This window comes from Bacillus sp. EKM501B, from assembly GCF_011800505.1.
GTDB lineage: Bacteria > Bacillota > Bacilli > Bacillales > Bacillaceae_G > Bacillus_A > Bacillus_A cereus.
Genome location: NZ_JAALFZ010000003.1, coordinates 109,574 through 135,621, shown reverse-complemented (window position 1 = coordinate 135,621; position 26,048 = coordinate 109,574). Strand labels below are relative to the sequence as shown.

The following is a 26,048-nucleotide window of genomic DNA, read 5'->3' as shown; positions in this document are numbered from 1 at the left end:
TAAATTGTAAAAAGCTGCAATTTATCAACTTGACAGCAAAAACAGCCTATGTTATACGCTTACAACCTTGATATGACTGCATTTCTAAACAAAAATTACGTCAAAAACCTTGACCTAATATAAAAAGTTTTTATTTTCTGAATTTAAAAGACTATTATTTCAATAAAATAATCTTTTTATCCTTAAACTTACATATATATAAAGTGAAACTTTAATCATTGAGGTTTTCCTCATCCCCATTAATTATTAGCCCTCACCAAGCGGATTTGTACCGGATAAACAAGATAGGTGGTGAACATATGCCCAAAAAAGTTCTCATTTTTTGTGATCCTGGGATTGATGATACGATGGCTCTCCTCTTAGCATTCTTTATCGATGAAATAGAAATCGTCGGTATCGTTGCTGATTACGGCAATGTTCCAAAAAAAATGGCCGTAGAAAATGCTCATTTTTTTAATAACGAAACAAAGAATAGAAATATCAAGATATTCGGTGGTTCAGAACGTCCCCTTACTGGTGCCCCACCTGCGTTTTTTACGGATGTACATGGGAAACAGGGGCTCGGTCCAATTATTCCAAAGGTGAATGTGACTAACGGAGAAATGGAGAATTTTTTTGAAGTCATTCCTCTTATTGAACAGTATAAAGATGAATTAATCATTGTGAGTTTAGGAAGACTTACCTCCCTAGCAATTTTGTTTATCATGTGCAAACAGTTAATGAAACAAATTAAATCTTACTACGTAATGGGCGGTGCCTTTTTACATCCTGGTAATGTTACCCCTATTTCCGAAGCAAACTTTTATGGCGATCCTACTGCTGCTAATATAGTCCTTCAATCCGCAGTTAACATGTACATATACCCATTAAACGTCACTCAATACTCCATCATTACACCAGAAATGGCAGAATACATTGAGGCAAAAGGAAAAGCTCCACTTGTCAAACCGTTATTTGATCATTATTACTACGGATATTATAAAGACGCCCTACCACATTTAAAAGGCAGCCCCTTCCATGACACAATGCCAATACTCGCTTTATTTGATAACTCTATGTTCACGTATCATAAATCACCTATTGTTGTCATGACAGAATCCTCTGCACAAGGAGCAAGCATAGGGGAATTTCGCTCTCTAGTGAACCAGAAGCCATTTATTGATTGGCCGGTTCATCAAATCGCAATTGATTTTGACTATAACCGCTTCTTCAAACATTTCATGTCACTTATGACGGGTGAACAATTTTAGCATAAAAAAACAGACCATGATTTCTCACGGTCTGTCGTTTATTTTCTACAATTATCGTTTGATGTTATAGAAAGATTTGATACCATCGTAAACAGCGATTTCGCCTAGTTCGTCTTCGATGCGTAATAATTGGTTGTACTTAGCAATACGGTCAGTACGGCTCATAGAACCAGTTTTGATTTGGCCAGCGTTAGTTGCAACTGCGATGTCAGCGATTGTAGCATCTTCAGTTTCACCAGAACGGTGAGATACAACTGCTGTGTAACCAGCACGTTTAGCCATTTCGATAGCTTCGAAAGTCTCAGTTAAAGTACCGATTTGGTTAACTTTAATTAAGATTGAGTTAGAGATACCTTTTTCGATACCTTCAGCAAGTTTTTGAGTGTTAGTTACGAATAAATCGTCACCAACTAATTGTACTTTATCACCGATACGCTCAGTTAATAATTTGTGACCATCCCAGTCGTTTTCGTCTAAACCATCTTCGATAGAGATGATTGGGAAGTCTTTGCAAAGCTCTTCATAGAAATCAACCATTTCTGCAGAAGTTAAGCCAGTACGGCCTTCGCCTGCAAGGTCATATTTACCAGTTTCTTTGTTGTAGAACTCAGAAGAAGCAACGTCCATTCCTAAGAATACGTTCTCGCCAGCTTTGTAACCAGCTTTTTCGATAGCTTCGATGATTACTTCTAAAGCTTCACGGTTAGAACCAAGGTTTGGAGCGAATCCACCTTCGTCACCTACTGCAGTGTTAAGACCTTTGTCATGTAATACAGCTTTAAGTGCATGGAATACTTCAGCACCCATACGGATTGATTCTTTGAATGTTGGAGCACCAACTGGTAAGATCATGAACTCTTGGAAGTCAACGTTGTTATCAGCGTGAGAACCACCGTTGATGATGTTCATCATTGGAGTTGGTAATTGTTTTGCATTGAATCCACCAAGGTAACGGTATAATGGAAGACCTACGAAGTCAGCTGCTGCGTGAGCTACAGCCATAGATACACCAAGGATAGCGTTAGCGCCTAGTTTACCTTTGTTTGGAGTGCCATCTAATTCGATCATAGCACGGTCGATACCAGCTTGGTCAGTTACATCGAAACCAGCGATTTCTGGAGCGATAATTTCGTTAACGTTGTTTACTGCGTTAACAACACCTTTACCAAGGTAACGAGATTTGTCACCGTCACGTAATTCTACTGCTTCGTGCTCACCAGTAGATGCACCACTTGGTACGATAGCGCGTCCGAAAGCGCCGCTTTCTGTGTAAACTTCTACTTCTACAGTTGGGTTACCACGAGAGTCAAGGACTTCGCGAGCATAAACATCAATAATTGTTGACATAATAAATTCTCTCCTTTTTATATAAGCAAATTATTTAATAATTGTTTTACCTGTCATTTCTTTCGGTTGTTCCACATTTAAAAGTGTAAGCATTGTTGGAGCGATATCTCCTAAAATACCACCTTCACGAAGCTCTACATCATTTTTTGTAACGATGAAAGGAACCGGGTTAGTTGTATGAGCTGTCATAGGACCACCATCAGCAGTTAACTCCTGATCAGCATTACCATGGTCAGCAGTAATAAGTGCTACACCATCTTTTGCAAGAATCGCTTCTACAACTTTTCCTAAACATTCGTCAGTTGCTTCTACTGCTTTAATTGTTGGTTCCATCATCCCAGAATGGCCAACCATATCACAGTTCGCAAAGTTAAGAATGATAACATCATGTTTATCATTTTCGATTTCATTTACTAAAGCGTCCGTTACTTCGTAAATGCTCATTTCAGGTTTCAAGTCATACGTTGCAACCTTTGGTGAGTTAATTAAGATACGTTCTTCTCCTGGGAATTCAGCCTCACGACCACCGCTAAAGAAGAATGTAACGTGCGGATACTTTTCAGTTTCCGCGATGCGAAGTTGCTTTAATCCCGCTTGCGCAACAACTTCACCTAAAGTGTTATCAAGGTTCATTGGCTTGAATGCCACGTATCCATCTACAGTTTCACTGAAGTGTGTCATACATACGAATTCTGGAATGTGAGGTACTTTTTCACCACGATCGAACTCACGGAAGTCTTCGTTTGTAAATACACGAGCAATTTGAATTGCACGGTCTGGACGGAAGTTATAGAAGATAACTGCATCATCATCATTGATTGTTGCAACTGGCGTGTTATCTTCGTTAACAATTACAGACGGCAATACGAATTCATCATAGATACCGTTAGCATAAGAGTCTTCTACACACTCTTCTGCTGATTTATAAGTAGGTCCTTCACCATTCACCATAGCACTGTAACATTTTTCTACGCGATCCCAACGCTTGTCACGGTCCATAGAGTAATAACGACCAGAGATAGTCGCGAATTGTCCTACTCCTGTTTCTTTAATTACTTCATTCGTTGCATCGATATAACCTTTTGCTGTTTGTGGTCCAACATCGCGGCCGTCTAAGAATGCATGGATATAAACTTTCTCCACGCCTTCTTTTGCTGCTAAGCGAAGAAGAGCAAACATATGGTTCATGTGACTGTGCACACCACCGTCAGAAAGTAAACCGAATAAATGAAGTGCAGTACCTTTTTCTTTTACGCTTTTAATTGCATTTTGAAAAGTTTCGTTCTTATCGAACTCGCCTTCACGAATTGCAACGTTAACGCGTGTTAAGCTTTGATATACTACGCGGCCAGCACCGATATTTAAGTGACCAACCTCAGAGTTACCCATTTGACCTTCTGGAAGACCTACTGCCTCGCCACAAGCTGTAAGCGTTGTGTGAGGGAATTTGTTCCAGTAACCATCAAAATTAGGTTTCTTAGCTTGTGCTACAGCATTCCCGTAAGTTTCTTCACGAAGTCCGAAACCGTCAAGAATGATTAAAGCTGTTGGCTTTCTCATTTTACCGCCCCCAGAAGACCTAAGAACGAAGCAGGCTCTAAGCTAGCACCGCCAACTAAAGCGCCGTCGATGTCAGATTGTGCCATATACTCTTTAATGTTTTCTGGTTTTACGCTACCGCCGTATTGGATACGAACAGCTTCTGCAGCTTCTGGAGAAACAGCTTCTGCAACAACTTTACGGATGTGCGCACATACTTCGTTTGCATCTGCAGAAGAAGAAGATTTACCTGTACCGATAGCCCAGATTGGCTCATAAGCGATAACAGTTGCTTTAACTTGCTCTTCTGTTAAACCTGCAAGTGCTTTTGTCACTTGACCTGCTACTAGATCAAATGTTTTTCCGCTTTCGCGCTCTTCTAAAGTCTCACCACAACATACGATTGGTGTTAAACCATGTTCAAATGCTGCGATAGTCTTTTTGTTTACTGACTCATCTGTTTCAGCAAACATTTCACGACGCTCAGAGTGGCCAAGTACTACATAGCCAACTTTTAAGTCGCTAAGTGCTACTGGGCTAATTTCGCCAGTGAATGCACCATTTTTTTCGAAGTGCATGTTTTGTGCACCTACTTGTAAGTCAGTTCCTTCAGTTGCTGCTACAAGGCGCTCTAAGAATAGAGCTGGAGAGCAAACTACTGCATCAACAGCTGAAGCTGCTGGGATTTGACCTTTAACTTCCTCTACGAAGCTAACTGCTTCAGATAGAGTTTTATTCATTTTCCAGTTACCTGCGATAATTGGTTTACGCATGCTTTGCACCGTCCTTTTTCTTTGGCTGCTACTTATTTGTCGTTAAGACAAACTACACCTGGAAGCTCTTTACCTTCCATGAATTCTAATGACGCACCGCCGCCAGTAGAAATGTGGCTCATTTTATCAGCCATACCGAATTTTTCAACAGCTGCTGCAGAGTCACCACCGCCGATAACAGAGTATGTATCTTCTGCATCTGCTAATGCTTGTCCTACTGCTTTTGTACCTTCTGCGAATGGAGTCATTTCGAATACACCCATTGGTCCATTCCATACAACAAGCTTAGAATTTTTAATTACATCTGCATAAATTTCACGTGTTTTAGGACCGATGTCCACGCCTTCCCAGTTAGAAGGGATAGAGTCGATACCAACGATTTTAGTTGTTGCAGTTTCAGAGAATTCCTCAGTGATTACAACATCAACTGGCATGTAGAAGTTTACGCCTTTTTCTTTTGCAAGTTGCATAAATTCTTTAGCTAGTTCGATCTTGTCGTCTTCACATAGAGATAGACCAATTTCATGACCTAAAGCTTTAACGAATGTGTAAGCAAGTCCACCACCGATGATTAAGTTATCTACTTTGTCTAATAGATGACGAATTACACCGATTTTATCTTTTACTTTCGCACCACCGATGATAGCTGTAAATGGACGTTCTGGGTTAGAAAGTGCTTTACCAAGTACATCTAACTCTTTTTCCATTAATAGACCAGATACTGCTGGTAGGTAGTCTGCGATACCTGCTGTAGAAGCGTGAGCACGGTGAGCTGCACCGAATGCATCGTTTACGAAGATGTCAGCAAGTGCTGCAAATTCTTTCGCAAGTTCTGCATCGTTCTTTTCTTCGCCCGCATAGAAACGTACGTTTTCAAGAACTAATACGTCGCCTTCGTTCATTGCTGCAACCATTTCTTGTGCAACTGGTCCGAATGCTTCGTCCGCTTTTTTAACGTCTTTACCAAGAAGCTCGCCTAAACGTGCTGCTACTGGAGTTAAACGCATTTCTTCTACTACTTGACCTTTTGGACGGCCTAAGTGACTTGCTAAAATAACTTTCGCACCTTGCTCTACTAAATATTGAATTGTAGGAAGAGCTGCACGGATACGAGTTTCATCTGTAATTTTACCTTCTTTCATAGGTACGTTGAAATCAACGCGGCAAAATACACGCTTACCTTTTAAATCTACGTCACGAATTGATTTTTTGTTCATTGGATTTCCCTCCGACTACTAGTTAGGATTGACAAAACCCACTCAAAAGCTTAACACATTTGCTTTTAAAACGAAAGAAGAGAGAGAGGGAACAAACCCTCTCCCTCGTTTTGTCATTGATAACTTATATAATTAAGAATTAAAGACCTTTTGAAGTCATGTAAGCTGCTAGGTCTACTACGCGGTTAGAGTAACCAGTTTCGTTATCGTACCAAGAAAGTACTTTAACCATGTTACCTTCCATTACCATTGTAGATAATGCATCGATTGTAGAAGAAGCTGTACATCCGTTATAGTCGATAGATACTAATGGCTCTTCGCTGTATCCAAGGATACCTTTTAATTCGCCTTCAGCTGCTGCTTTGAATGCTGCATTTACTTCTTCAACTGTTACTTCTTTGTCAAGTTCAACAACTAAGTCAACTAGAGAAACGTTAGCAGTTGGAACACGTACAGCGCCACCGTTTAATTTACCTTTAAGTTCTGGTAATACTAATGCTACAGCTTTAGCTGCACCAGTAGATGTTGGGATCATGTTTTCAGCTGCTGCACGAGCACGACGTAAATCTTTGTGTGGTAAGTCTAAGATTTGTTGGTCGTTAGTGTAAGAGTGAATTGTTGTCATCATTCCGCGTTTTACGCCGAATTTTTCGTTTAATACTTTAGCGAATGGAGCTAGACAGTTTGTAGTACAAGAAGCGTTAGATACTACGTTGTGGTTAGCTGCATCGTATTGTTCGTGGTTAACACCCATAACTACAGTGATATCTTCGTCAGAAGCTGGAGCTGAGATGATAACTTTCTTAACTGATCCACCTAAGTGTTTCTCAGCATCTGATTTTTTAGTGAAACGGCCAGTAGATTCTACTACTACTTCTACTCCGTAGTCGCTCCATGGTAATTGAGCTGGGTCACGCTCAGCGATAACTTTAATTTCTTTACCGTTAACAACGATGCTGTTTTCGTTAGCAGATACTTCTGCATTTAAAGTTCCGTGAACTGTGTCATATTTTAAAAGGTGAGCTAATGTTTTAGCATCTGTTAAGTCGTTGATTGCTACTACTTCTACCTCAGAGTTGTTAAGAGCTGCGCGGAATACGTTACGTCCGATACGTCCAAATCCATTAATACCAATTTTAGTCATTTGAATTTCCTCCTTGGGGGATTATATTAAAGGGTAAAACCCTTTGTTAACTGTTTTGCTGCACCTTCATCTGTAATTAGAATTGAAGTGTGCCCTTGTTTAATTACAGCCTGTATTGCTTTTGCCTTTGAAGAACCTCCAGCGACTGCAACAACATGAGATACATTTTGTAAGTCCTCTAGTTGCATACCAACTGTTCTTACTTTATGAACAACATTTCCTTCTTCATTAAAGTAGTAACCGAAAGCTTCGCCAACTGCTTCGCTTGCCTGAATCTTTAACCAATCTGCTTCTGAAGTACTTCTGCGACGTGCCATTGTTAACGCATCACCTATTCCATGAATGACGATATTGGAAGATCGAATCAACTCAAGAACTTCTTTCACGGAAGGCTCTGTCACAATAGACGCATATGCTTCGCTACTAACATGGTCTGGAACATACAATAAGCGATAATTACTCATCGTATTTTGCGCCATCTTGGCACAAATGGTATTGGCTTCTAATTCAACACCTTCTCCAATTCCACCACGTGCTGGGACAAACAGCATATGTAAATCTTTGCAATCAAGTTGCATCATGTCCGCAGCAGCAGCTAGCGTAGTTCCTCCAGCCACAGCAACGATATTATTCGCTGTCAGACGGTCTTTTATACAAGTCACACAAGCACGGCCCATCTCCAGTTTGACCCAAGGTGATTCATCACTATCACCAGGGACAACGAAAACTTCATCCAAGTCTAATGTTTCCTTAAGTTGCTTTTCTAAAACCTTTAACCCGGAAATTTCTTTCATAAAGTCTTCCAAAGCAAGAACTAAAGCTGTTCCTTCTTCTGTCAAAGTCATTCCAGAAGAAGCGACGTGAACTAAGTTTTGTTCTTTCAAAACTTGAACTTCACTTCGCAATACTCGTTCTGTCATACCGAGACTTGCTGATAAGTTTCTTCTTCCAATCGGCTGCATGAGCCTAATGTATTGAAGAATTTGCATTCTCGTTTGCATAACAGGTAGCAGATCAGGTAATAATTTTTTTGTATTCTGAATCCATGAGCGCATATCTTTTCTCCTCACTACATCGGTTCATTTTCCCTTGTGGTCACTTTACGTCCCGTAGTGACATTTTGTGTCCCACATAGGTTAAAAAAATAATCCCTGCTACGTGTATTATTGTAACAGGAGATAGAAACTTATTCAACTCTTAACTGCATTCTTTATATAGTTTATTATGACACCTTTGTGAATGTTACCATATTCTACTTGTTTTCCGTCCATTTCTACAACCGGAATCATTAAGTGATATTTTTCTAAAAGGTCATTATCTTCATATATATCTATTTCCTCGATTTGAAAAGAATATTCACATTGTACTTCCTGTAAAACTTGTTTCGCCTTCACGCAAAGGCCACAATCTTTTTTAGTATACAGTACAACTTTCATCTTCTTCACCTATCCGATCGTTTTTCGTAATGACGAAGCTGGGATATGCATTTGTTCTCTATACTTCGCCACTGTTCTTCGAGAAATAACAATTTCATGCTCTTCTTCTAATAATTTTGAAATCTTTTGATCTGAAAGTGGCTTTTTCTTATCCTCTGCCCCAATTAGCGTTTGAATAAATTGTTTTACACGTTTTGTAGAAACTGCTTCATCTTCAGTCGTCGAAACGGCATTGCTAAAGAACGATTTCATCTCAAATAAACCGTGTGGTGTTTGCACATATTTATTTCGCGTCGCACGACTAATTGTCGATTCATGCACACTTAACTCTTCCGCTACCTCTTTTAAAGCGAGAGGTCTTAAATACTCTGGACCTTTCCAGAAGAAATCACGTTGTTTTTCCATAATAATAGTCATTACTTGCAGCAATGTCTGTTTTCTCTGCTTCAAACTGCGCATAATCCACTGCACATGCTGATACTTTTCTGATACGTAAGATGCTACTTCACTTTCACTATTATTAAGAAGCGCACTATATTCAGAATGAATTTCAATTCTCGGCATATTTCTCTCATTCATTTGTAAAACGAGGCGATCGCCATCTTTTTTCACCGCCATATCAGGTACAATGTAAAGTGGTTTATCTGAAGAAAACGCAAGACCTGGTTTTGGTTGTAATGACGTTATACAATTTACCGCACTCTGCAATTCCTCATTACTACATTTCAACACTTGAACGAGCTTTCGCCAATCTTTCTTCACAAAATAAGCGAAATGATCTTCTACAACCTCTTCTGCTAATCCATTACGTCTTTGTAAGCGCTTCAATTGTAAGGTTAAACATTCCTGAATATTACGCGCCCCTACCCCTGCTGGCTCCAGTGATTGGACAAGCTCTACAGAACGGTCGACTACATGAATATGTGCAGAAAGGAGCTCTGCTAACTCTTCATTCGTTTCTTGTAAATATCCATTTCCATCCATGTTCATAATAATGAAAGAAGCTACTTTTCGCTCTTCTTCATCTATTTTATAATACTGTATTTGATTTAATAAATGTTGCTGAATCGTTGTAGAATCCACACTGTAGATCTCCATCTGATTCTCGACTTGTTTGCTGGTACTTTTACTGTTGTTAGAGCTCTTTTTCTTCTCCCTCTCAAAACCACCTAACTCAATAAGGGGATTCTCTAACGATTGCTCATACAAAAACTCCGATAATTCTTGTACATTATACTGGAGCATTGTAATCGCTTGCCTTAACTCTTGTGTCATTGCCAAACGTAAGCTTTGTTCTTGTAAAAGACTTGCCTTCAAACTAATCTCCCCCTTGTTTCTATTGTACAATAAGTTTGGTAAAAGGAGAATCCTCACGCAGACACCCATTCCAAAATATTATTAATTTATATGTATTAATGAGATTTACAACTTACAACCGAAATTTGAATAATATTGAAAGAAAATAATAAAGTTAAAAATTATTATCAAGTACTAATAGTAAATCTTATTACTAGATATAACAAGAGGTAAATAAAAAAAGTCCTAACCTACAAAACGTAAGTTAGGACTTTTTGACGCGCCCAGAGGGATTCGAACCCCCGGCAGACGTGGTACCGGAAACCACCGCTCTATCCGACTGAGCTATGGGCGCATGATTATAGAAAACACTTCATTTTCTTCTCATAATAATAGCAATAAAATCCATCTAAATCAATAAAAATATCCCTGTAATACCTTATGCATCTTAGCTAAAAGCATATAAAATCCATTCCACCCCTAAATTTTCCAATCATAAATTCTCCCCAACTCACAAATTATAATCTTTGAATTGATATTCCAAAGGGGGCTTCATTCAATGACTGTAATTACAAAATTAAAGCAGACTGTTTCTGGATTAAAAAGTGCACAAGCTAGCTTAGAGGGATTCGCTCTTGATACGGATAACCAACAAGCTAAGCAACTTTTCCAAACAGCTGCGCAGCAAACACAAACGATTATCGATTCTTTAAACCCACGTGTTGAAGAAGTCCAACAAGAAGAACCACAATACTCACAGCAATAACGAACCAATCTTGCTGTGAAATAGAAAAAGGATGATATGCAGTCATCCTTTTTCTATCACATTACATATTGCAATAGAAATGGAATGATGATTATGCGAAAGATTGGACTTATAACCGCGTTATTTATACTTCTATTTAGTTCTTTTACCGGTTGTGATCATAGCCCATTAGATAAAAAGGTAAAGAAAGAAGAAACAAAACGAACAGAAAAAGAAAAGGGTCCAAAATTAACAAAGATGAGTACAGAATCCTTTAATCAATCTATATCGCAAGGAGCTAAGAAAAAGGCCCTCGCTATGGATGAAATTATAAAAAGCGCAGCAGTGAATTCAAATTTAGATCTCTACATAGCGGTTATACCTGAGCATCATGAAAGGTTTGGATTAAAACCTTTGCGCAAGAAACTTCAAAAGCAACTAAGTGATGAATATCCTACTTTCGATGTTCGTGTTAGTACAGATAAAAAAATCTTTATGTTACTCGAAAAGCTTGCAAACAAAATTAAGAAAAAAGAAGTATCTAAAGATGAGATCAAAAAACAGTTAAAGCTAATCGGATCAGAAATGGAATCTAACACTTAACGCTTTCGAATAGAAAAGGAAGGATTGCAATGTCAAGTAAAGATAAAAACTTAACCCCTGTACAACAGGAATACAAAAAATTTGAGCAAGAACGCGAACCGAAACGCCCTGTTCTAAAAAATTGTTTAAAGGCCTTTTTCGTTGGTGGTTTTATCTGCCTAATCGGGCAACTGATATCAACTTTTTATATTACGTATTTCGATTTTACCGAACGTTCAGCAGGAAATCCAACAGTCGCAACTCTCATTTTTATCTCAATGTTGCTAACCGGATTCGGTGTATACGATCGTCTCGGTCAGTTTGCAGGTGCTGGAACAGCTGTACCTGTCACTGGATTTGGTAACTCTGTTATCTCCGCGTGTATTGAACACCGAACGGAAGGTTTTGTACTTGGTGTCGGCGGTAATATGTTTAAACTAGCTGGTTCTGTTATTTTATTTGGTGTATTTTCCGCTTTCGTCATCGCACTTATTAAAACTATTCTCGTTCAATGGGGAGGGCTATAAATGTTACAAGGACACCGAACGTGGGTATTTGAAAACAAACCAGTCATTATTTCAACAGGGGTTGTCGGTGGACCATTTGAAGCAAAGGGGAACATCCCAGAAGACTTCGATATCCTTCATGAAGATTTATGGCTCGGACAAGATTCCTATGAAAAAGCACATAAGATTTTATTCGAAGAAGCTTGTAGTCGCGCTACTGAAAAAGCAGAGCTTCGTAAAGATGATATTCAATTCGTACTCGCAGGAGATTTAATTAATCAAATTACTCCAACAAGCTTTGCTTGCCGCACACTTGGGACTCCTTATCTCGGATTATTCGGGGCTTGCTCTACTTCTATGGAAGGTTTAGCACTTGGGGCAAGTATCGTAAATGCAAAAGGTGCAAAATATTTATTAACTGGAGCTTCAAGCCATAATACAGCTGTAGAAAAACAGTTCCGCTACCCTACCGAATACGGTGGACAAAAGCCGCCTACTGCACAGTGGACAGTAACCGGAGCAGGAGCCGCTATTTTAAGCGATACTGGACACGGTCCAAGAGTAACCTCTGCAACAATCGGCCGAGTGGTTGATATGGGATTAACGGATCCGTTTAATATGGGAGGCGCAATGGCTCCAGCTGCAGTTGATACAATTGAAGCCCATTTACGTGAACGTCAAATTGATGCCTCTTACTACGATTTAATCGTAACAGGTGATCTCGGACATGTAGGACGCGAAATTGCTTATGACTTACTACATAAACACGGAACGAAAGTAACGAGCGAACAATTTCAAGATTGCGGAATTATCATTTATAGAGAAGGACAACCTGTCATAGCTGGTGCTAGCGGACCTGGATGTTCCGCAACAGTCGTATACGGTCATTTATTAAACCGAATGAAAAGAGGAGAGTTCAAAAAAATACTTGTCGTTGCGACAGGCGCTTTACTATCTCCACTTACATTCCAACAAGAAGAAACAATTCCGTGTATCGCTCACGCCGTTTCGATTGAATTTGGAGGTGCAACGCAATGATTTTTTTCTGGGCTTTCGTCATTGGCGGACTTATATGTGTAATCGGCCAACTTATGTTTGATGTCGGCAAACTAACACCTGCTCATACAATGGCAACACTCGTTGTTGCTGGAGCTATATTAGATGGATTTAATTTGTATGAGCCATTAATTGATTTCGCTGGAGCCGGGGCAACCGTACCTATTACAAGCTTTGGTAATGCCCTCGTTCATGGCGCAATGGAAGAAGCTGCAAAACATGGCATCGTTGGCGTTATTACCGGCATGTTTAAAGTAACGAGCGCCGGTGTATCAGCGGCTATTATTTTCGGCTTCATTGGAGCATTGTTATTCAAACCGAAAGGATAAGAGGTGTTTATATGACTGTTATCGCTAGCGTAAAAACTTGCCTTGCTAGTGTAAGGGGCGCTCAAGCAAGTTTAAGCTCCCTTTCATTAAATTCACAAGACGAAGAATCAAAACGCGTATTTCATGAATGTATGTTAGAAATGGACAGCGTCATCGCTGATTTAAAGGATAGAATTTCAGTATTAGAACGTGAAGAACCTCAATATAAAGGGTTTTAAGTAGACTGGAGGAAACGACTATGTCTCACCTGCCGGAATGGACACTTGTCATTCTTCGCTCTGTATTCATATTAATTATTTTATTCGCTATTACGAAATGGTTAGGGAAAAGACAAATCTCTCAGCTTTCCTTTTTTGAATACATAGCCGGAATGACGATTGGTGACATCGCTGCCCAAGTATCTACAGGGCTCGATTCAAAATTTTTTCACGGCGTCTTTGCGATACTCATTTTCGCTGTGGTACCTTTTTTAACAGGAATCCTCTCTTTAAAGAACAAAACAGCTCGGGACTTCTTTGAAGGGAAATCTACCGTATTAATAAAAGACGGAAAGATACTCGAAGATAACTTAAAGAAAGAAAAATATACGAGTGACGAATTACTGGAACTTCTCCGTGGAAAAAGTGCGTTCAGCGTAGCTGAAGTCGAATTTGCTGTCTTAGAACCGAGCGGAGAATTAAATGTATTATTAAAGAAAGATTCCCAGCCACTTACAGCAAAAGATATCGGTTTAAAAGTACCAAACGAGAAAGAACCACAAACTGTTATTATGGATGGAAATGTACTAGATGAACCTCTTTCAGCAAGCGGACATAACCGCGCTTGGCTACATTCAGAATTAGAAAAACTCGGTGTTGTTATTGAAAATGTCTTCCTCGGTCAAGTGGATTCATACGGACAACTTACTATCGACATTTACAATGACAAACTCCAAATGCCTTCTCCTCAAAATAAACCTTTATTATTAGCATCTTTAAAAAAATGTCATGCTGATCTTGAACTATTTTCCCTAGAAACAAAGTCGAAATCAGCAAGCGAAATGTATAGTAAAAACGCGAAACAAATCGAAAAGATTTTAAATAAAGTAACCTATCTTTTAAAAGACTAATTATCGAAAGAACGCTTCAGTTAAAAGGCGTTCTTTTCTTTTTTCTCCAGTTTTCATAACGTTTAAATTTATGTAATTCGGTTATGATGTTGAAGATACATAAGCAGGGAATTTCGAAAACATAGCGAATATTTCATGGTACAACTACATATTTTTTTGATTTAAAGTGGTTTCGTTTGACCTTTATTGACCATAATTGTATTATAAGACTAAGAAAGCTTTATAAGGAGGAAATAACAGATGAATTTAATTCCTACAGTAATTGAACAAACAAATCGTGGAGAACGCGCTTACGATATTTACTCTCGACTATTAAAAGACCGCATCATTATGCTTGGTAGTGCAATTGATGACAACGTAGCTAACTCAATCGTTTCCCAGCTTTTATTCTTGGAATCTCAAGATCCAGAAAAAGATATTCACATCTACATCAACAGCCCTGGTGGTTCTATCACAGCAGGTATGGCAATCTATGATACAATGCAGTTTATTAAACCACAAGTATCAACAATCTGTATCGGTATGGCAGCATCTATGGGTGCATTCTTACTTGCAGCAGGTGAAAAAGGAAAACGTTATGCACTTCCAAACAGTGAAGTAATGATTCACCAACCACTTGGCGGAGCACAAGGTCAAGCGACTGAAATCGAAATCGCTGCAAAACGTATCCTATTCTTACGTGAAAAACTAAACCAAATTCTTGCTGACCGCACTGGTCAACCACTTGAAGTACTACAACGCGACACAGACCGCGACAACTTCATGACAGCAGAAAAAGCTTTAGAATACGGTTTAATCGATAAAATCTTTACAAATCGTTAATAACTAAAAGCGAAAGCGGCTCGTTTAGAATCGCAGGTCGCTGGAGCTGGATACAACTAAAAGTGGAAGCGCCCTATAATTGGGCGCTTCTTTTATATATTGTTCCCCGCTCACATACCCCATCCAGTATCTCTCTAAATATATCAGCGATTTTTCAAATATATCGACCGCAACTCCGATTATATCGGCGATTATTTTAATATATCGACGTTTCGACATAACTTATCGACTTACCGACAATTCTCGACAAGCACGTACCCCTTAAATACCCCTCCTCGCTAATTCGCACAGACAACAAAAAAGCTATCGCATATACGCGATAGCTTTTTATTGTACATATGCAGCTAATGCTTCTAAAGCCTCTTCTGCATCTGAACCTTCTGTTGTAATTGTTATCATGCTTCCAGTTCCAATTGCTAAGCTCATAATCCCCATTATGCTCTTTGCATTTACTGTCTTTCCATCTTTCTCGATGAAGATATCTGCATGAAAGCGATTTGCCTCTTGTACAAACAACGCAGCCGGACGTGCTTGTAAACCGTTTTTTAATGAAACCTGAACTCGTTTTTGAACCACAGCTCCATTTCCCCTTTAACCTCTTATTTTTTTGCTACCGTTTCCCCCGCGCGTAATTTCTCTGCAATTTCATCGATTTTACGCAAACGATGATTAATACCCGACTTACTAATCTTCCCCCCGGATACCATCTCACCTAACTCTTTCAATGTTACATCTTGATAATCTCTTCGTAATTGTGCAATCTCTTGTAGTTTATCCGGCAATATATCAAGACCAACTGTCTCATCAATGTAACGAATATTTTCAATCTGCCTTAGTGCTGCACCAATTGTTTTATTTAAATTAGCTGTTTCGCAGTTCACTAAACGATTTACAGAATTACGCATATCACGTACGATTCGAATATCTTCAAATCTTAAAAGTGCATTATGAGCACCTATAATATTTAAAAACTCTGTAATTTTTTCTGCTTCTTTCAAATACGTAATGTACCCTTTTCTTCTCTCCAGCGTCTTACTATTTAAATCAAATCCGTTCATCAGTTCACATATAGCATCATTATGTTCCTTATATAACGAAAAGATTTCTAAATGATAAGATGATGTTTCTGGGTTATTTACTGAACCACCTGCTAAAAATGCTCCGCGTAAATACGATCGTTTACAACACTTCTTCTCAATCAATTCTTGTGATATATTTCGAATAAATGAAAAGTCATCTCGAACAATATGAAGATCAGCTAATATTTCGCGAGACTTCTCAACAAGCCGCACAATATATACATTATTTTTCTTCAATCGCATTTTTTTACGAACAAGTAATTCTACCGTCACGTCATATCCTTTTTTCAAAAGCGTATAAATCCTTCTTGCAATTGCCGCATTTTCCGTTTGAATATCGATAGATAGACGACGGTTTGAAAAAGAAAGCGACCCGTTCATTCGAAGTAACGCTGATAATTCTGCTTTCTCACAGCATTCCTTCATCTCAAGATTCGTCAACTCTTTCTTTGTTTCTGATGCAAATGACACAGTCAACACCTCCTTATACGATTATTATGGAACAAAATTCTTGTCCTATATGAATGAGGAGCGCTACCTCAAACGAGGCAACGCATATTTATAACAATGAATATAAAATGGAAGCTAACTTTAACGTATCATGCCTTACAACATGATCATCATACTTCGCTAATCCCTCTTGAATAACATCAATATTATTTTCAACAAAACGTTCTTCATCCACTACAACTGGTGTAGACATTTCTTCATCATATAACTTACGTAATTCACAAGGAATCTCACGGTTATTTACAATTGCAGTATTGATAAATGGTTGCCCTAAATGATCGTGTAACGCCTGCACATGATCAAAAGCAGTATATCCCATCGTTTCACCCGCTTGTGTCATAACGTTACATACATATACCTTCTTCGCCTTTGCAGCAAGAACTGCGTCTCCAATTTTGTTAACAACTAAATTGGGTAATATACTCGTATACAAACTTCCTGGGCCGAAAACAAGTAAATCAGCTCGTTTAATCTCAGCCAACGTTTCATGCAATGGCTCTACATCTTCTGGAGTTAAAAAGACGCGATTAATCTTCTTTCCGTAATAGGGAATCTTTGATTCACCTGTTACAATTTCTCCATCTTCAAGTTCCGCATGAAGTACCGCACTTTGATTCGCTGCTGGTAATACACGTCCTCTGACATTTAATACTTTACTTGTTTCCGTAATTGCATGGAAAAAGTCTCCTGTAATCGAGGTCATACCTGCCAATAATAGATTTCCTAACGCATGACCTTTCAGTCCGTCTCCTGTTGTGAAACGGTGCTGAAATAAAGCTTCCACCAGTGGCTCTACATCCGATAACGCAACAAGTACGTTACGGATGTCACCTGGAGGTGGAATTTCTAGCTCATCACGTAATCTACCCGAACTACCACCATCATCAGCGATTGTAACAACTGCTGTAATATCAACAGGATATTGCTTTAATCCTCTTAATAAAACAGAGAGTCCAGTTCCGCCTCCCATGATGACAATTTTAGGTTTTCTCTCTTTTTTCATCCCTTAATGGCCCTTTCTCTTCTCCACATCACGATGAGATACATGAACACTATACTCTGGTTTCAAATGTTTCCCAAGGTATTCTGTAAGCGTAACAGAACGATGCTGTCCACCTGTACATCCAATTGCAATTACAAGTTGACTTTTGCCTTCTCTTTTATAATGAGGCAGCATGAAAGTAATCAGATCCGTCAACTTCTCTAAAAACTTATGTGTCTCATTAAATTTCAGTACATACGAAGAAACTTCTTCATCTAGTCCTGTTAATGGCTTCATGTGTGGAATGTAATATGGATTTGGTAAAAAACGAACATCAAATACTAAATCTGCATCAATTGGAATACCGTACTTAAATCCAAATGACATAACATTTACACGAAATGCTTGCTCAGTTTCTGTTGAGAACAAGTGAACAATTTTTTCACGTAATTCTTTCGGTTTTAAATCCGATGTATCAAGCACAATATTCGCTCGTGCCTTCATATCTGTTAATAAATTGCGCTCTGCTTCGATTCCCTTTAACGGCAAACCAGTTGGTGCAAGTGGATGCGAACGTCTCGTTTCTTTATAACGAGTTACAAGCGTACTATCTTTCGCATCTAAAAATAAAATATGAGGAATAATCCATGTACGTTCTGATAAATCATCAAGTGCTCCCCATAAATGTTCGAAAAACTCTCGGCCACGTAAATCAATACCAAGTGCCACTTTATTCATTTTCCCTTTTGAATCCGCCATAAGCTCAATAAACTTTGGCAATAACATCGGTGGTAAATTATCTACACAAAAATATCCTAAATCTTCAAAACTTTGTAAAGCTACTGTTTTTCCAGCTCCAGACATCCCTGTAATAATTACCATTTTTATATCATTATTCTCTGTCATCGTATCCTCTCCTTGACGGTTTAACTCGGATCTAATCGATATGAAAGCAACTCAAAATCTGGGGTATATACAAATGTACCGTAGATTATGCCATTTCCTTTAATTAAATAATCAATAATGTGATAATCTCCTGGCGCCATTGCTAAATCATCAATTTTATCAAATGTATGCCAACCAATGATGCCTTCTTCGCTCTCTAGTTTGTTTTCTCCTGCAAAATCTGTCGCTAAAAAGGAGAACATCATCCATTCAGAAACAACTTTATCACCTTCTTGGATGACAAAGGTGAAGACCCCCTTTAACGCTGGGTTTTTCAAATAAATACCTGTTTCTTCGCGATATTCGCGAACAACGGAATCTCTTACAGTCTCACCACGCTCCATTTTCCCGCCTGGTGCAACCCACCAATTCCGGCGAGGTTTTTGGAGTAAGAGTACTTCATTATCTCTAATTAACACACAGTTTGTCACTCTTTGCATGTTTCTTCACCTCAGCTACTTGCAGTAAAATTCCTCACTGCATACTTCTTTCATTATACTATCAAAAACAGTTTGCTACAACGAAGGAGCCAGTCCTCTTTCGCTAAGCATATGCTACTCAGCAATTTTAAAAAAGCTTTCTATAACAAGCAATGTAAATGCTTAGACTTTTAATGAATAGCATGAAAAATCCCCTTAACGCTTTTTATCGCCAAGGGGATTAAAGTACTTATTTCTTACCGAAATAAGTAACAATCGCAAATCCTAAAATAAAGGTAATGATTGAACTTATAATTGAAAATCCACCAGTCGGAATCCCAGGGAATACAATTACAATCGAACCGATTACAAGTCCAATAATTGCCGCAAATGTCATACTTTTATAACGATCTAATAAAAAACTAATGCCTTTACTACTTACAACAAATCCAACCATAACACCAGCACCGATAACCACGATTAAAGGTAAGTTAAGTGTAGTTAAAGCGTTAATTGCTGTTGGATACACACCAATAATTAATAAAATAAACGATCCACTAATCCCAGGAAGCAGCATTGCCATACTAGCCATCCATCCTGCGAAAAATAAACCAATTGCATTTAAAATTGTTAAAGTCGTAATTGGATCTGCTGCCTTATCTGGTTTAAAGAAAGCTGTAATCGCAACAAGAATTGCTGCAACTATTAATAAAACGATGTGCTTACCTTTAAACGACGACTTTGCATCAGCTTCCCTCATTAACATCGGTAATATACTAATAATTAAACCGAGGAAGAAAAATTGAGTCGGTTCATAATGATTTGCAAGTAAATATTTAATAACGTGACTTAACGTTAAAAATGCCGCTGCCACACCAGCTGCAAGGGGAATTAAAAATCCTAAATGTTTTTTCCATTCACGACTAAAGAATCCACTAATTGCCGCAAGCAATTGTTCATAAATCCCTAACACAACAGCGATTGTACCGCCGCTCACACCAGGAATTAAATCACTAACGCCCATACAAAATCCACGATATATATTACGCCATTCCATACTGAATAAATTCCTCATTTCTTATAGTGATTTTTTCCGTAAAGTCCAGTATATCAATAAGAAAGCTTATAATCCTTATATTTTTTGACAAAACTTTGACATTTTCACACAAAAAAAGAAGAAAGCTCCTGTCGGTAGCTTTCTTCTCACAAGGTATATTATCCCTTATTTTTCTGATACAGTTTTTAATTCCTCTAATAATTCTTCTACGTAATGTTGTGCACTTTGCGCTGCAATACTACCGTCACCTGTTGCAGTTACAATTTGACGAAGCATTTTTTCACGAACATCACCAGCTGCGAAAATACCAGGGATTTTCGTTTCCATACGCTCGTTCGTTTCAAGGTAACCATTTTCATTTGTAATACCTAGTTCAACAAATGGTTTTGATAAAGGTAACATACCGATGTATACAAATACGCCGTCAGTTTTGACTTCTTTCTCTTCTCCACTATTTACGTCCACAAGTGTTACACTTCCTACTTTACCACTTGCTTCGTTGATTTCTTTTATAGTGTGATTCCAAATGAAATCTACTTTTTCGTTTTGGAAAGCACGGTCTTGTAAAATTTTCTGTGCACGAAGCGTGTCACGACGGTGAACGATCGTTACTTTTGATGCGAAGCGTGTTAAGAACACACCCTCTTCAACAGCAGAATCTCCGCCACCAATTACGATAAGCTCTTTTCCTTTAAAGAATGCTCCGTCACATACTGCACAATATGATACACCGCGGCCGCCAAGTTCTGTTTCACCCGGTACACCAATTTTTTTATACTCTGCACCGCTTGCAACGATAATTGCACGTGCTTTATATTCTTTTTTACCAGCAATAATTGTTTTGTATTCTTTACCATCGATGACTTTTTTCACATCACCGTATGCATATTCAGCACCAAATTTCTTCGCATGCTCAAACATTTTATTTGATAAATCTGGTCCTAAAATAGACTCATAACCTGGGTAGTTTTCTACATCTTCCGTGTTTGCCATTTGGCCACCTGGAATACCTCGCTCAAGCATTAATGTGCTTAAATTTGCACGAGATGTATATACTGCAGCTGTCATACCAGCTGGTCCTGCACCAATAATAACGACATCATAAATTTTTTCTTCTGACACACTATTCACTCCTATCCATTCCTACACAATTAAGTTACCCTCATTATACTGTTAGCATCATTTTTTTCCCAATGATTTGCTTATCTTATGTGTGCGTACGCTTAACAGCTTGCACATACTTTCGGACAGTCGCTACAGATACATTATATACATCTCCAAGCTCCGACTGTGTCATTTTATTTCCTTGTTCGCCGCGTACAATGTATTCAATCGCAGCTGACCAGCCGTACACATTTGTAAATATGTCTCCAGATGTATATAAACGTATGAACGTACAAAACCAAAAGTGTAAACACTCTTCGATTAATTCATCATCTTTTTTCGTATAATTGTATAATGCATCCGCAATTCTCGCGCACTGCTCAAATTGCTGTAAATCAGCTGGAATACTCTTATGACTATTAAGTAAAAAGAAGTACTTTGCAAGTTGCGATACGATGGGAACACCGTTCTTCGCTTGCGTTATATCAAAGAAGAATCCAACCTTCTCCGGCGTTGACAATTCATTCATTAAATATAAAGCTAGCATTTGTTCTTCTAGCGTCGCACTTTGCTGAAATGATTTTCGTAATTCTTCAAATAACACATTTTGCCCTTCATCTGCTAAATTCAGCGCATTCCACGGTTCTTTTCCCTTTTTATCAGGATGTAATTCCACGACATATTGCCACATTTTTTCAGCTAGTTGCTGGTCTTTCACCATATACGCAGAATATGCAAACCAATAATAAAAACTAACGTCTCCCTCATATCCTTGACGCTTTAATAGTTTGAACCACTTATATGCATGCTCGAAATAACCAATTGTTGCGAGTGTAGTTCCCAGTTTCAAACGATGTTCAAATGAAATCGGATATACCGAAACTAGCTGTCCCGCTAATGCCTCTACTTGTTTATGCTCTCCAATTGAATATAGAAAAATAAGCGTATTACAAAGCGCATGTATATTACCAGGGTTTTTCTCTAAAATCATTTCTGTTAACTTCAGTGCTTTGTCTACATTACCAGATTGAAAATGTGCAATGGCTAAATTATTATGACCTGACCAAAATTCCGGATAATCTTTCGTAACAATTTCTAATGTAGCAATTGCTTCTTCCAATTGTCCATTACGAATATAGCGATTCGCTTCTTCCTGCATAACAATTAAATCATCTTCATCTTCAATCTCTTCCGCACCCATTGCTTCTTCTTCCATAATCTCAAGAAGTTCTAATGTATCTTCTACGAATTCCTTCTCTTTTGCAACTTCTAAATAACGATCTGCATATTTCTTCGCCTGTTGAAATAACCCCATATATGCATAATTATTTGCAATAAAATAATAGCACTGTTCAAGTTCTGGATTAGATCTAACTAACTTTAAGAAGATTTGATTCGATTCTTGATATTCACCAGCCTCAGATAATACTGATGCTAATTGACATAAAATAAACGGCTCCTTCTCACTTTGTGCCGCTCTTCGAAAATATTTAATTGCATCTTGCAATTTTTGTCCTTTGTAAGCTCTCATCCCTTTTTTATAAAAGAAGTCCGCTAATTGATTAAAAGAGATAACTTGTCCGTTCTCCTTATATATCCTTTGATTTTTCCCCATATATCCTCCAGTTTTTTGTTTTCTTCGTTCACACATTCTTCTATCTATAAGTATAAACGATTCCGTAAAAAACAAAACAGTATATTATACTCAATTATTTCCTTTTTATTCATAAAAAAAGAGGAGAAATGTTACATTTTCACCATGAACCTTCTCTTGCGGTCATTTGCTCTTTCGTATAAATAATACGCATTGGATTTCCACCTACGAAAGCACCGCTCGGTACATCTCTATGAACAAGTGTGCCAGCTGAGACAGTCGCACCGTCTCCAATTTTCACACCTGGTAATATTGTTACATTCGCTCCAATCATTACTTCATTTCCAATGACGATTTCGCCAAGTCGATATTCACGAATTAAATATTCATGTGCTAAAAGCGTTGTGTTATAGCCAATAATCGAATTCTCTCCCACAGTTATCTTTTCTGGGAACATAATATCCGGCATTACCATAAGCGCAAATGATGTTTTCTTTCCTACTTTCATCCGTAAAAAAGTGCGGTACAACCAATTTTTTACGGATAAAAATGGCGTGTAACGCGCAATTTGGATAATAATAAAGTTTTTCATTACCTTCCAAAAAGACACTGTTTTATACACATTCCATAACGAATTTTCTCCTGAAACAGGATAGCGCGTTGTCCGTCGCACTTAGCTCGCTCCTCTACTAACTTACTTGGACCTTTATGAACGGTTCATATTAGACAAAATCGGTAGCAAATCACTCATTTTATCTAGCATAAAGTCCGGCTTGTAAGCCTCTAAATACGCTCTACCTTTCAACGTCCATGAAACCGCAGCTGTTTTCGTCCCCGCATTTTGACCACCGACAATATCATGATGATTATCCCCAACCATCAATGCCTCTTCTGGTTTTGCATCTAATATTTCAAGCGCTTTTTGAAGTGGCTCCGGATGTGGTTTCACATGCTCTACATCATCAATTGTCACGACAACATCAAAAAATTCATCAAGCTTTGACAACTGTAATCCCATCTCAACGGTTTGTCTCGCTTTCGTTGTAACAATACCAACTTTATAACCTTGCTTCTTCAACTCTCGAACTGTTTCATATACAGTTTCATATTCTTCTACTAATTCATCATGATGATCATGGTTAAATTTGCGATAGCTAGTAATCATCTCTTCAACCTTACTTTCATCAATCTTGCTGAAAGTATCATGCAAAGATGGACCGATAAATGGCAACACATCTTCACGCTTATATTGATTTGGATAATATGTATTTAAAGTATGTAAAAACGAAGAAATAATAAGTTCATTTGTATTAATTAAAGTTCCATCTAAATCAAATAACACGGTATTTATTCTCATCGCCTTAGTCCTTTCGCCTTCCTGAATATGAAAGAAGCAGCATCTTATAATAAGATGCTACTTGTCTCTAATTTTCTAAATACCTTTTATCAGCTTGCCCCATTTTTCGTCTCACAATAATGAAAATAATAGAAATAACAACAAGTCCAATTGACATTACTTGTGCAATACGAAGTGGTCCTAGCATTAAACTATCTGTACGTAAGCCTTCTACGAAGAAGCGTCCTACTGAATACCAAATTAAATATGTGAAGAATAACTCCCCGCGACGTAAATTCACTTTTCTTAATGCAAGTAGTAAAATTACGCCTGCAAAATTCCATAATGATTCATATAAAAACGTCGGATGATAGTACACACCCTCAATATACATTTGATTAATAATGAAATCCGGTAAATGAAGACCTTCTAAAAACTGTCTCGTTACTTCATCACCATGCGCCTCTTGGTTCATAAAGTTTCCCCATCGGCCAATTGCTTGTCCTAGTAAAATACTTGGTGCAGCAATATCAGCCAACTTCCAGAAGGAAACCCCGCGTCGCTTCGCAAAAAGAATTCCGGTAATAACAGCTCCGATTAAACCACCATGAATCGCCAAACCGCCTTGACGAATATTAATAATTTGACTCGGATTTTGTGCGTAATATTCCCATTCAAAAATAACATAGTACATTCTCGCAAAAAGAATAGCGATCGGTACTGCAATTAATACAAGGTCAACAAATGTATCTTTTGGAATACCTAGCCTTTCTCCCTCGCGAGTTGCCAGCCAAAGACCTAATAGCACACCTGTACCGATAATAATCCCGTACCAATACACAGGAAACGGCCCAAGTTGGATAGCTACACGGTCAAGCTGTGGTACAGAAGCTAACAGCATATGTATATGACCTCCCTCTCCAAAGTTTACTCCTGATTTCCTAACTCAATTGCACTCATTAATCGTTCAGAGAACTGCTGTGCTGCATTGACTCCCATACGTTTTAAACGGAAGTTCATCGCTGCTACTTCAATAATAACAGCCAAGTTTCGACCAGGACGAACTGGAAGTGTAATCTTCGTAAGCTCTGTATCAATAATTTTCATCTTCTCTTCATCAAGACCTAAGCGATCGTAATTTTTCTTTTGATCCCAAATTTCAAGATTAATAACAAGTGTAATACGCTTATAATTTCGTACTGCCCCTGCACCGAATAACGTCATAACGTTAATAATACCTAGACCACGAATTTCTAATAAATGCTCGATTAAATCTGGTGAACTTCCGACTAACATATCTTCATCTTCTTGACGAATTTCTACACTATCATCCGCAACAAGACGGTGACCACGCTTTACAAGCTCAAGAGCTGTCTCACTTTTACCAACACCACTTTGACCTGTAATTAAAACACCAACGCCGTAAATATCTACTAACACACCATGCACAGCTGTTGTTGGTGCTAACTTACCTTCTAAATAGTTTGTTAAACGACTTGATAATCTCGTTGTCGTTTGAGAAGAACGTAATAAAGGCATACCTGATTCACGTGATGCTTGTAATAACTCATCTGGTACATCTTGATTACGAGTTACAATAATACATGGCGTCTCCTCAGTACAAAGCGCTTTCATTCTCTCTTGTTTTTGCTCTGACGTTAACGTGTCAAAGAAAGTAAGCTCCGTTTTACCAAGAAGCTGCACACGATCTGCTGGATAGTATGTAAAAAATCCTGCCATTTCAATTCCAGGTCGTGATAAATCACTTGTATCAATTGGACGATGAATACCTTCTTCACCACTGATTAACTCCAATTGAAATTGTTCAATTAAATCTTTTGTCCTTACTTTCGGCATATGTATAAACCTCCA

The 26,048-nt window shown here is 38.3% G+C and carries 29 protein-coding genes and 1 tRNA gene; 9 read left to right on the top strand and 21 right to left on the bottom strand.

Going from position 1 to position 26,048, the window contains the following annotated elements:
• The first annotated feature begins 299 nt into the window (after positions 1-299).
• The gene (locus HFD78_RS09825; protein WP_001125050.1) at positions 300-1,250 is read left to right on the top strand and encodes a nucleoside hydrolase; all 951 of its coding nucleotides are present in this window, start codon (positions 300-302) and stop codon (positions 1,248-1,250) included.
• A gap of 51 nt (positions 1,251-1,301) precedes the next feature.
• Here the strand turns inward: HFD78_RS09825 and eno are convergent, their stop codons facing one another.
• The 9 genes from eno to HFD78_RS09780 form a co-directional block, all read right to left on the bottom strand.
• Positions 1,302-2,597, bottom strand: a complete 1,296-nt coding sequence (gene eno / locus HFD78_RS09820) for a phosphopyruvate hydratase (protein ID WP_000103951.1) — start codon at positions 2,595-2,597, stop codon at positions 1,302-1,304.
• 30 nt (positions 2,598-2,627) lie between these two features.
• Entirely contained in the window at positions 2,628-4,157 is a 1,530-nt protein-coding gene (gene gpmI / locus HFD78_RS09815; RefSeq protein WP_001231158.1) for a 2,3-bisphosphoglycerate-independent phosphoglycerate mutase, read from the bottom strand.
• Positions 4,154-4,909, bottom strand: a complete 756-nt coding sequence (tpiA, locus tag HFD78_RS09810; RefSeq protein ID WP_001231038.1) for a triose-phosphate isomerase — start codon at positions 4,907-4,909, stop codon at positions 4,154-4,156. The genes gpmI and tpiA overlap by 4 nt, the downstream gene beginning before the upstream one ends.
• Before the next feature lie 32 nt (positions 4,910-4,941).
• The gene (locus HFD78_RS09805) at positions 4,942-6,126 is read right to left on the bottom strand and encodes a phosphoglycerate kinase (protein WP_001036350.1); all 1,185 of its coding nucleotides are present in this window, start codon (positions 6,124-6,126) and stop codon (positions 4,942-4,944) included.
• A gap of 139 nt (positions 6,127-6,265) precedes the next feature.
• Positions 6,266-7,270: a type I glyceraldehyde-3-phosphate dehydrogenase gene (gene gap, locus HFD78_RS09800; RefSeq protein WP_000161236.1), complete on the bottom strand. Its 1,005-nt coding sequence runs from the start codon at positions 7,268-7,270 to the stop codon at positions 6,266-6,268.
• Positions 7,271-7,296: 26 nt separating this feature from the next.
• Positions 7,297-8,325, bottom strand: a complete 1,029-nt coding sequence (cggR, locus tag HFD78_RS09795; protein ID WP_001258185.1) for a gapA transcriptional regulator CggR — start codon at positions 8,323-8,325, stop codon at positions 7,297-7,299.
• 135 nt (positions 8,326-8,460) lie between these two features.
• A complete protein-coding gene (locus tag HFD78_RS09790) occupies positions 8,461-8,706 on the bottom strand; it encodes a glutaredoxin family protein (protein WP_000869730.1) in 246 nt (81 codons plus the stop codon).
• A 9-nt stretch (positions 8,707-8,715) separates the two neighbouring features.
• On the bottom strand, positions 8,716-10,023 hold the full coding sequence (gene rpoN / locus HFD78_RS09785; protein WP_000647955.1) for an RNA polymerase factor sigma-54: 1,308 nt from the start codon (positions 10,021-10,023) through the stop codon (positions 8,716-8,718).
• Between the two features lie 258 nt (positions 10,024-10,281).
• Positions 10,282-10,357 (bottom strand) — tRNA-Arg (locus HFD78_RS09780).
• 204 nt (positions 10,358-10,561) lie between these two features.
• On the opposite strand from HFD78_RS09780, the gene HFD78_RS09775 reads away from it, so the two are divergent.
• The 8 genes from HFD78_RS09775 to clpP all read left to right on the top strand — a co-directional run bounded on the left by HFD78_RS09775 (position 10,562) and on the right by clpP (position 15,150).
• Positions 10,562-10,768: a DUF1657 domain-containing protein gene (locus HFD78_RS09775; protein WP_000216166.1), complete on the top strand. Its 207-nt coding sequence runs from the start codon at positions 10,562-10,564 to the stop codon at positions 10,766-10,768.
• A gap of 93 nt (positions 10,769-10,861) precedes the next feature.
• The gene (locus tag HFD78_RS09770; RefSeq protein WP_001226064.1) at positions 10,862-11,350 is read left to right on the top strand and encodes a YhcN/YlaJ family sporulation lipoprotein; all 489 of its coding nucleotides are present in this window, start codon (positions 10,862-10,864) and stop codon (positions 11,348-11,350) included.
• Positions 11,351-11,379: 29 nt separating this feature from the next.
• Entirely contained in the window at positions 11,380-11,856 is a 477-nt protein-coding gene (gene spoVAC / locus HFD78_RS09765) for a stage V sporulation protein AC (RefSeq protein ID WP_000095408.1), read from the top strand.
• Positions 11,857-12,873 (top strand): stage V sporulation protein AD, encoded by a 1,017-nt coding sequence (gene spoVAD, locus HFD78_RS09760; RefSeq protein ID WP_000938972.1) that lies wholly within the window; start codon positions 11,857-11,859, stop codon positions 12,871-12,873. It abuts the gene before it with no gap.
• Positions 12,870-13,220 carry a stage V sporulation protein AE gene (gene spoVAE, locus HFD78_RS09755; protein ID WP_000575919.1) on the top strand — a complete coding sequence of 117 codons (351 nt, stop codon included), beginning with the start codon at positions 12,870-12,872 and terminating at the stop codon, positions 13,218-13,220. The genes spoVAD and spoVAE overlap by 4 nt, the downstream gene beginning before the upstream one ends.
• Before the next feature lie 11 nt (positions 13,221-13,231).
• Positions 13,232-13,438, top strand: coding sequence for a DUF1657 domain-containing protein (locus tag HFD78_RS09750; protein ID WP_000215909.1), 207 nt, complete (start codon positions 13,232-13,234; stop codon positions 13,436-13,438).
• A 20-nt stretch (positions 13,439-13,458) separates the two neighbouring features.
• Positions 13,459-14,328, top strand: coding sequence for a DUF421 domain-containing protein (locus HFD78_RS09745; RefSeq protein ID WP_000018924.1), 870 nt, complete (start codon positions 13,459-13,461; stop codon positions 14,326-14,328).
• 240 nt (positions 14,329-14,568) lie between these two features.
• Positions 14,569-15,150 carry an ATP-dependent Clp endopeptidase proteolytic subunit ClpP gene (clpP, locus tag HFD78_RS09740; RefSeq protein ID WP_001049162.1) on the top strand — a complete coding sequence of 194 codons (582 nt, stop codon included), beginning with the start codon at positions 14,569-14,571 and terminating at the stop codon, positions 15,148-15,150.
• Between the two features lie 327 nt (positions 15,151-15,477).
• On the opposite strand, the gene HFD78_RS09735 is transcribed toward clpP, so the two are convergent.
• The 12 genes from HFD78_RS09735 to hprK all read right to left on the bottom strand — a co-directional run bounded on the left by HFD78_RS09735 (position 15,478) and on the right by hprK (position 26,033).
• On the bottom strand, positions 15,478-15,726 hold the full coding sequence (locus HFD78_RS09735) for an HPr family phosphocarrier protein (protein WP_000250307.1): 249 nt from the start codon (positions 15,724-15,726) through the stop codon (positions 15,478-15,480).
• Between the two features lie 23 nt (positions 15,727-15,749).
• Positions 15,750-16,700: a DNA-binding protein WhiA gene (whiA, locus tag HFD78_RS09730; RefSeq protein WP_000006560.1), complete on the bottom strand. Its 951-nt coding sequence runs from the start codon at positions 16,698-16,700 to the stop codon at positions 15,750-15,752.
• Positions 16,701-16,788: 88 nt separating this feature from the next.
• Positions 16,789-17,742, bottom strand: a complete 954-nt coding sequence (locus tag HFD78_RS09725) for a gluconeogenesis factor YvcK family protein (protein ID WP_000712186.1) — start codon at positions 17,740-17,742, stop codon at positions 16,789-16,791.
• Between the two features lie 3 nt (positions 17,743-17,745).
• Entirely contained in the window at positions 17,746-18,627 is an 882-nt protein-coding gene (rapZ, locus tag HFD78_RS09720) for an RNase adapter RapZ (RefSeq protein ID WP_000138459.1), read from the bottom strand.
• Positions 18,628-18,647: 20 nt separating this feature from the next.
• The gene (locus HFD78_RS09715) at positions 18,648-19,106 is read right to left on the bottom strand and encodes an NUDIX hydrolase (RefSeq protein ID WP_001190080.1); all 459 of its coding nucleotides are present in this window, start codon (positions 19,104-19,106) and stop codon (positions 18,648-18,650) included.
• A 229-nt stretch (positions 19,107-19,335) separates the two neighbouring features.
• On the bottom strand, positions 19,336-20,142 hold the full coding sequence (locus HFD78_RS09710; protein ID WP_000455196.1) for a DUF368 domain-containing protein: 807 nt from the start codon (positions 20,140-20,142) through the stop codon (positions 19,336-19,338).
• A 165-nt stretch (positions 20,143-20,307) separates the two neighbouring features.
• Positions 20,308-21,264, bottom strand: coding sequence for a thioredoxin-disulfide reductase (trxB, locus tag HFD78_RS09705; protein WP_001288079.1), 957 nt, complete (start codon positions 21,262-21,264; stop codon positions 20,308-20,310).
• Positions 21,265-21,349: 85 nt separating this feature from the next.
• On the bottom strand, positions 21,350-22,861 hold the full coding sequence (locus HFD78_RS09700) for a tetratricopeptide repeat protein (protein WP_000517720.1): 1,512 nt from the start codon (positions 22,859-22,861) through the stop codon (positions 21,350-21,352).
• A gap of 139 nt (positions 22,862-23,000) precedes the next feature.
• Entirely contained in the window at positions 23,001-23,513 is a 513-nt protein-coding gene (locus HFD78_RS09695) for an acyltransferase (protein ID WP_001255070.1), read from the bottom strand.
• A 33-nt stretch (positions 23,514-23,546) separates the two neighbouring features.
• Complete coding sequence (gene ppaX / locus HFD78_RS09690; protein ID WP_033667189.1) at positions 23,547-24,197, bottom strand: pyrophosphatase PpaX; 651 nt, start codon at positions 24,195-24,197, stop codon at positions 23,547-23,549.
• Positions 24,198-24,264: 67 nt separating this feature from the next.
• Complete coding sequence (gene lgt / locus HFD78_RS09685; RefSeq protein WP_000922848.1) at positions 24,265-25,077, bottom strand: prolipoprotein diacylglyceryl transferase; 813 nt, start codon at positions 25,075-25,077, stop codon at positions 24,265-24,267.
• A gap of 26 nt (positions 25,078-25,103) precedes the next feature.
• On the bottom strand, positions 25,104-26,033 hold the full coding sequence (gene hprK / locus HFD78_RS09680; protein WP_001127250.1) for an HPr(Ser) kinase/phosphatase: 930 nt from the start codon (positions 26,031-26,033) through the stop codon (positions 25,104-25,106).
• Positions 26,034-26,048 lie beyond the last annotated feature (15 nt).

What these genes read in the sequence shown, in the direction of transcription:
- HFD78_RS09715 (WP_001190080.1), bottom strand. Translation starts at nt 19,106, where the DNA reads ATGCAAAGAGTGACAAACTGTGTGTTAATTAGAGATAATGAAGTACTC.
- HFD78_RS09745 (WP_000018924.1), top strand. Translation starts at nt 13,459, where the DNA reads ATGTCTCACCTGCCGGAATGGACACTTGTCATTCTTCGCTCTGTATTC.
- HFD78_RS09750 (WP_000215909.1), top strand. Translation starts at nt 13,232, where the DNA reads ATGACTGTTATCGCTAGCGTAAAAACTTGCCTTGCTAGTGTAAGGGGC.
- HFD78_RS09725 (WP_000712186.1), bottom strand. Translation starts at nt 17,742, where the DNA reads ATGAAAAAAGAGAGAAAACCTAAAATTGTCATCATGGGAGGCGGAACT.
- tpiA (WP_001231038.1), bottom strand. Translation starts at nt 4,909, where the DNA reads ATGCGTAAACCAATTATCGCAGGTAACTGGAAAATGAATAAAACTCTA.
- lgt (WP_000922848.1), bottom strand. Translation starts at nt 25,077, where the DNA reads ATGCTGTTAGCTTCTGTACCACAGCTTGACCGTGTAGCTATCCAACTT.
- gpmI (WP_001231158.1), bottom strand. Translation starts at nt 4,157, where the DNA reads ATGAGAAAGCCAACAGCTTTAATCATTCTTGACGGTTTCGGACTTCGT.
- HFD78_RS09700 (WP_000517720.1), bottom strand. Translation starts at nt 22,861, where the DNA reads ATGGGGAAAAATCAAAGGATATATAAGGAGAACGGACAAGTTATCTCT.
- clpP (WP_001049162.1), top strand. Translation starts at nt 14,569, where the DNA reads ATGAATTTAATTCCTACAGTAATTGAACAAACAAATCGTGGAGAACGC.
- cggR (WP_001258185.1), bottom strand. Translation starts at nt 8,325, where the DNA reads ATGCGCTCATGGATTCAGAATACAAAAAAATTATTACCTGATCTGCTA.
- HFD78_RS09710 (WP_000455196.1), bottom strand. Translation starts at nt 20,142, where the DNA reads ATGGAATGGCGTAATATATATCGTGGATTTTGTATGGGCGTTAGTGAT.
- HFD78_RS09770 (WP_001226064.1), top strand. Translation starts at nt 10,862, where the DNA reads ATGCGAAAGATTGGACTTATAACCGCGTTATTTATACTTCTATTTAGT.
- spoVAC (WP_000095408.1), top strand. Translation starts at nt 11,380, where the DNA reads ATGTCAAGTAAAGATAAAAACTTAACCCCTGTACAACAGGAATACAAA.
- rapZ (WP_000138459.1), bottom strand. Translation starts at nt 18,627, where the DNA reads ATGACAGAGAATAATGATATAAAAATGGTAATTATTACAGGGATGTCT.
- ppaX (WP_033667189.1), bottom strand. Translation starts at nt 24,197, where the DNA reads ATGAGAATAAATACCGTGTTATTTGATTTAGATGGAACTTTAATTAAT.
- hprK (WP_001127250.1), bottom strand. Translation starts at nt 26,033, where the DNA reads ATGCCGAAAGTAAGGACAAAAGATTTAATTGAACAATTTCAATTGGAG.
- HFD78_RS09775 (WP_000216166.1), top strand. Translation starts at nt 10,562, where the DNA reads ATGACTGTAATTACAAAATTAAAGCAGACTGTTTCTGGATTAAAAAGT.
- HFD78_RS09825 (WP_001125050.1), top strand. Translation starts at nt 300, where the DNA reads ATGCCCAAAAAAGTTCTCATTTTTTGTGATCCTGGGATTGATGATACG.
- spoVAE (WP_000575919.1), top strand. Translation starts at nt 12,870, where the DNA reads ATGATTTTTTTCTGGGCTTTCGTCATTGGCGGACTTATATGTGTAATC.
- eno (WP_000103951.1), bottom strand. Translation starts at nt 2,597, where the DNA reads ATGTCAACAATTATTGATGTTTATGCTCGCGAAGTCCTTGACTCTCGT.
- HFD78_RS09790 (WP_000869730.1), bottom strand. Translation starts at nt 8,706, where the DNA reads ATGAAAGTTGTACTGTATACTAAAAAAGATTGTGGCCTTTGCGTGAAG.
- spoVAD (WP_000938972.1), top strand. Translation starts at nt 11,857, where the DNA reads ATGTTACAAGGACACCGAACGTGGGTATTTGAAAACAAACCAGTCATT.
- HFD78_RS09805 (WP_001036350.1), bottom strand. Translation starts at nt 6,126, where the DNA reads ATGAACAAAAAATCAATTCGTGACGTAGATTTAAAAGGTAAGCGTGTA.
- gap (WP_000161236.1), bottom strand. Translation starts at nt 7,270, where the DNA reads ATGACTAAAATTGGTATTAATGGATTTGGACGTATCGGACGTAACGTA.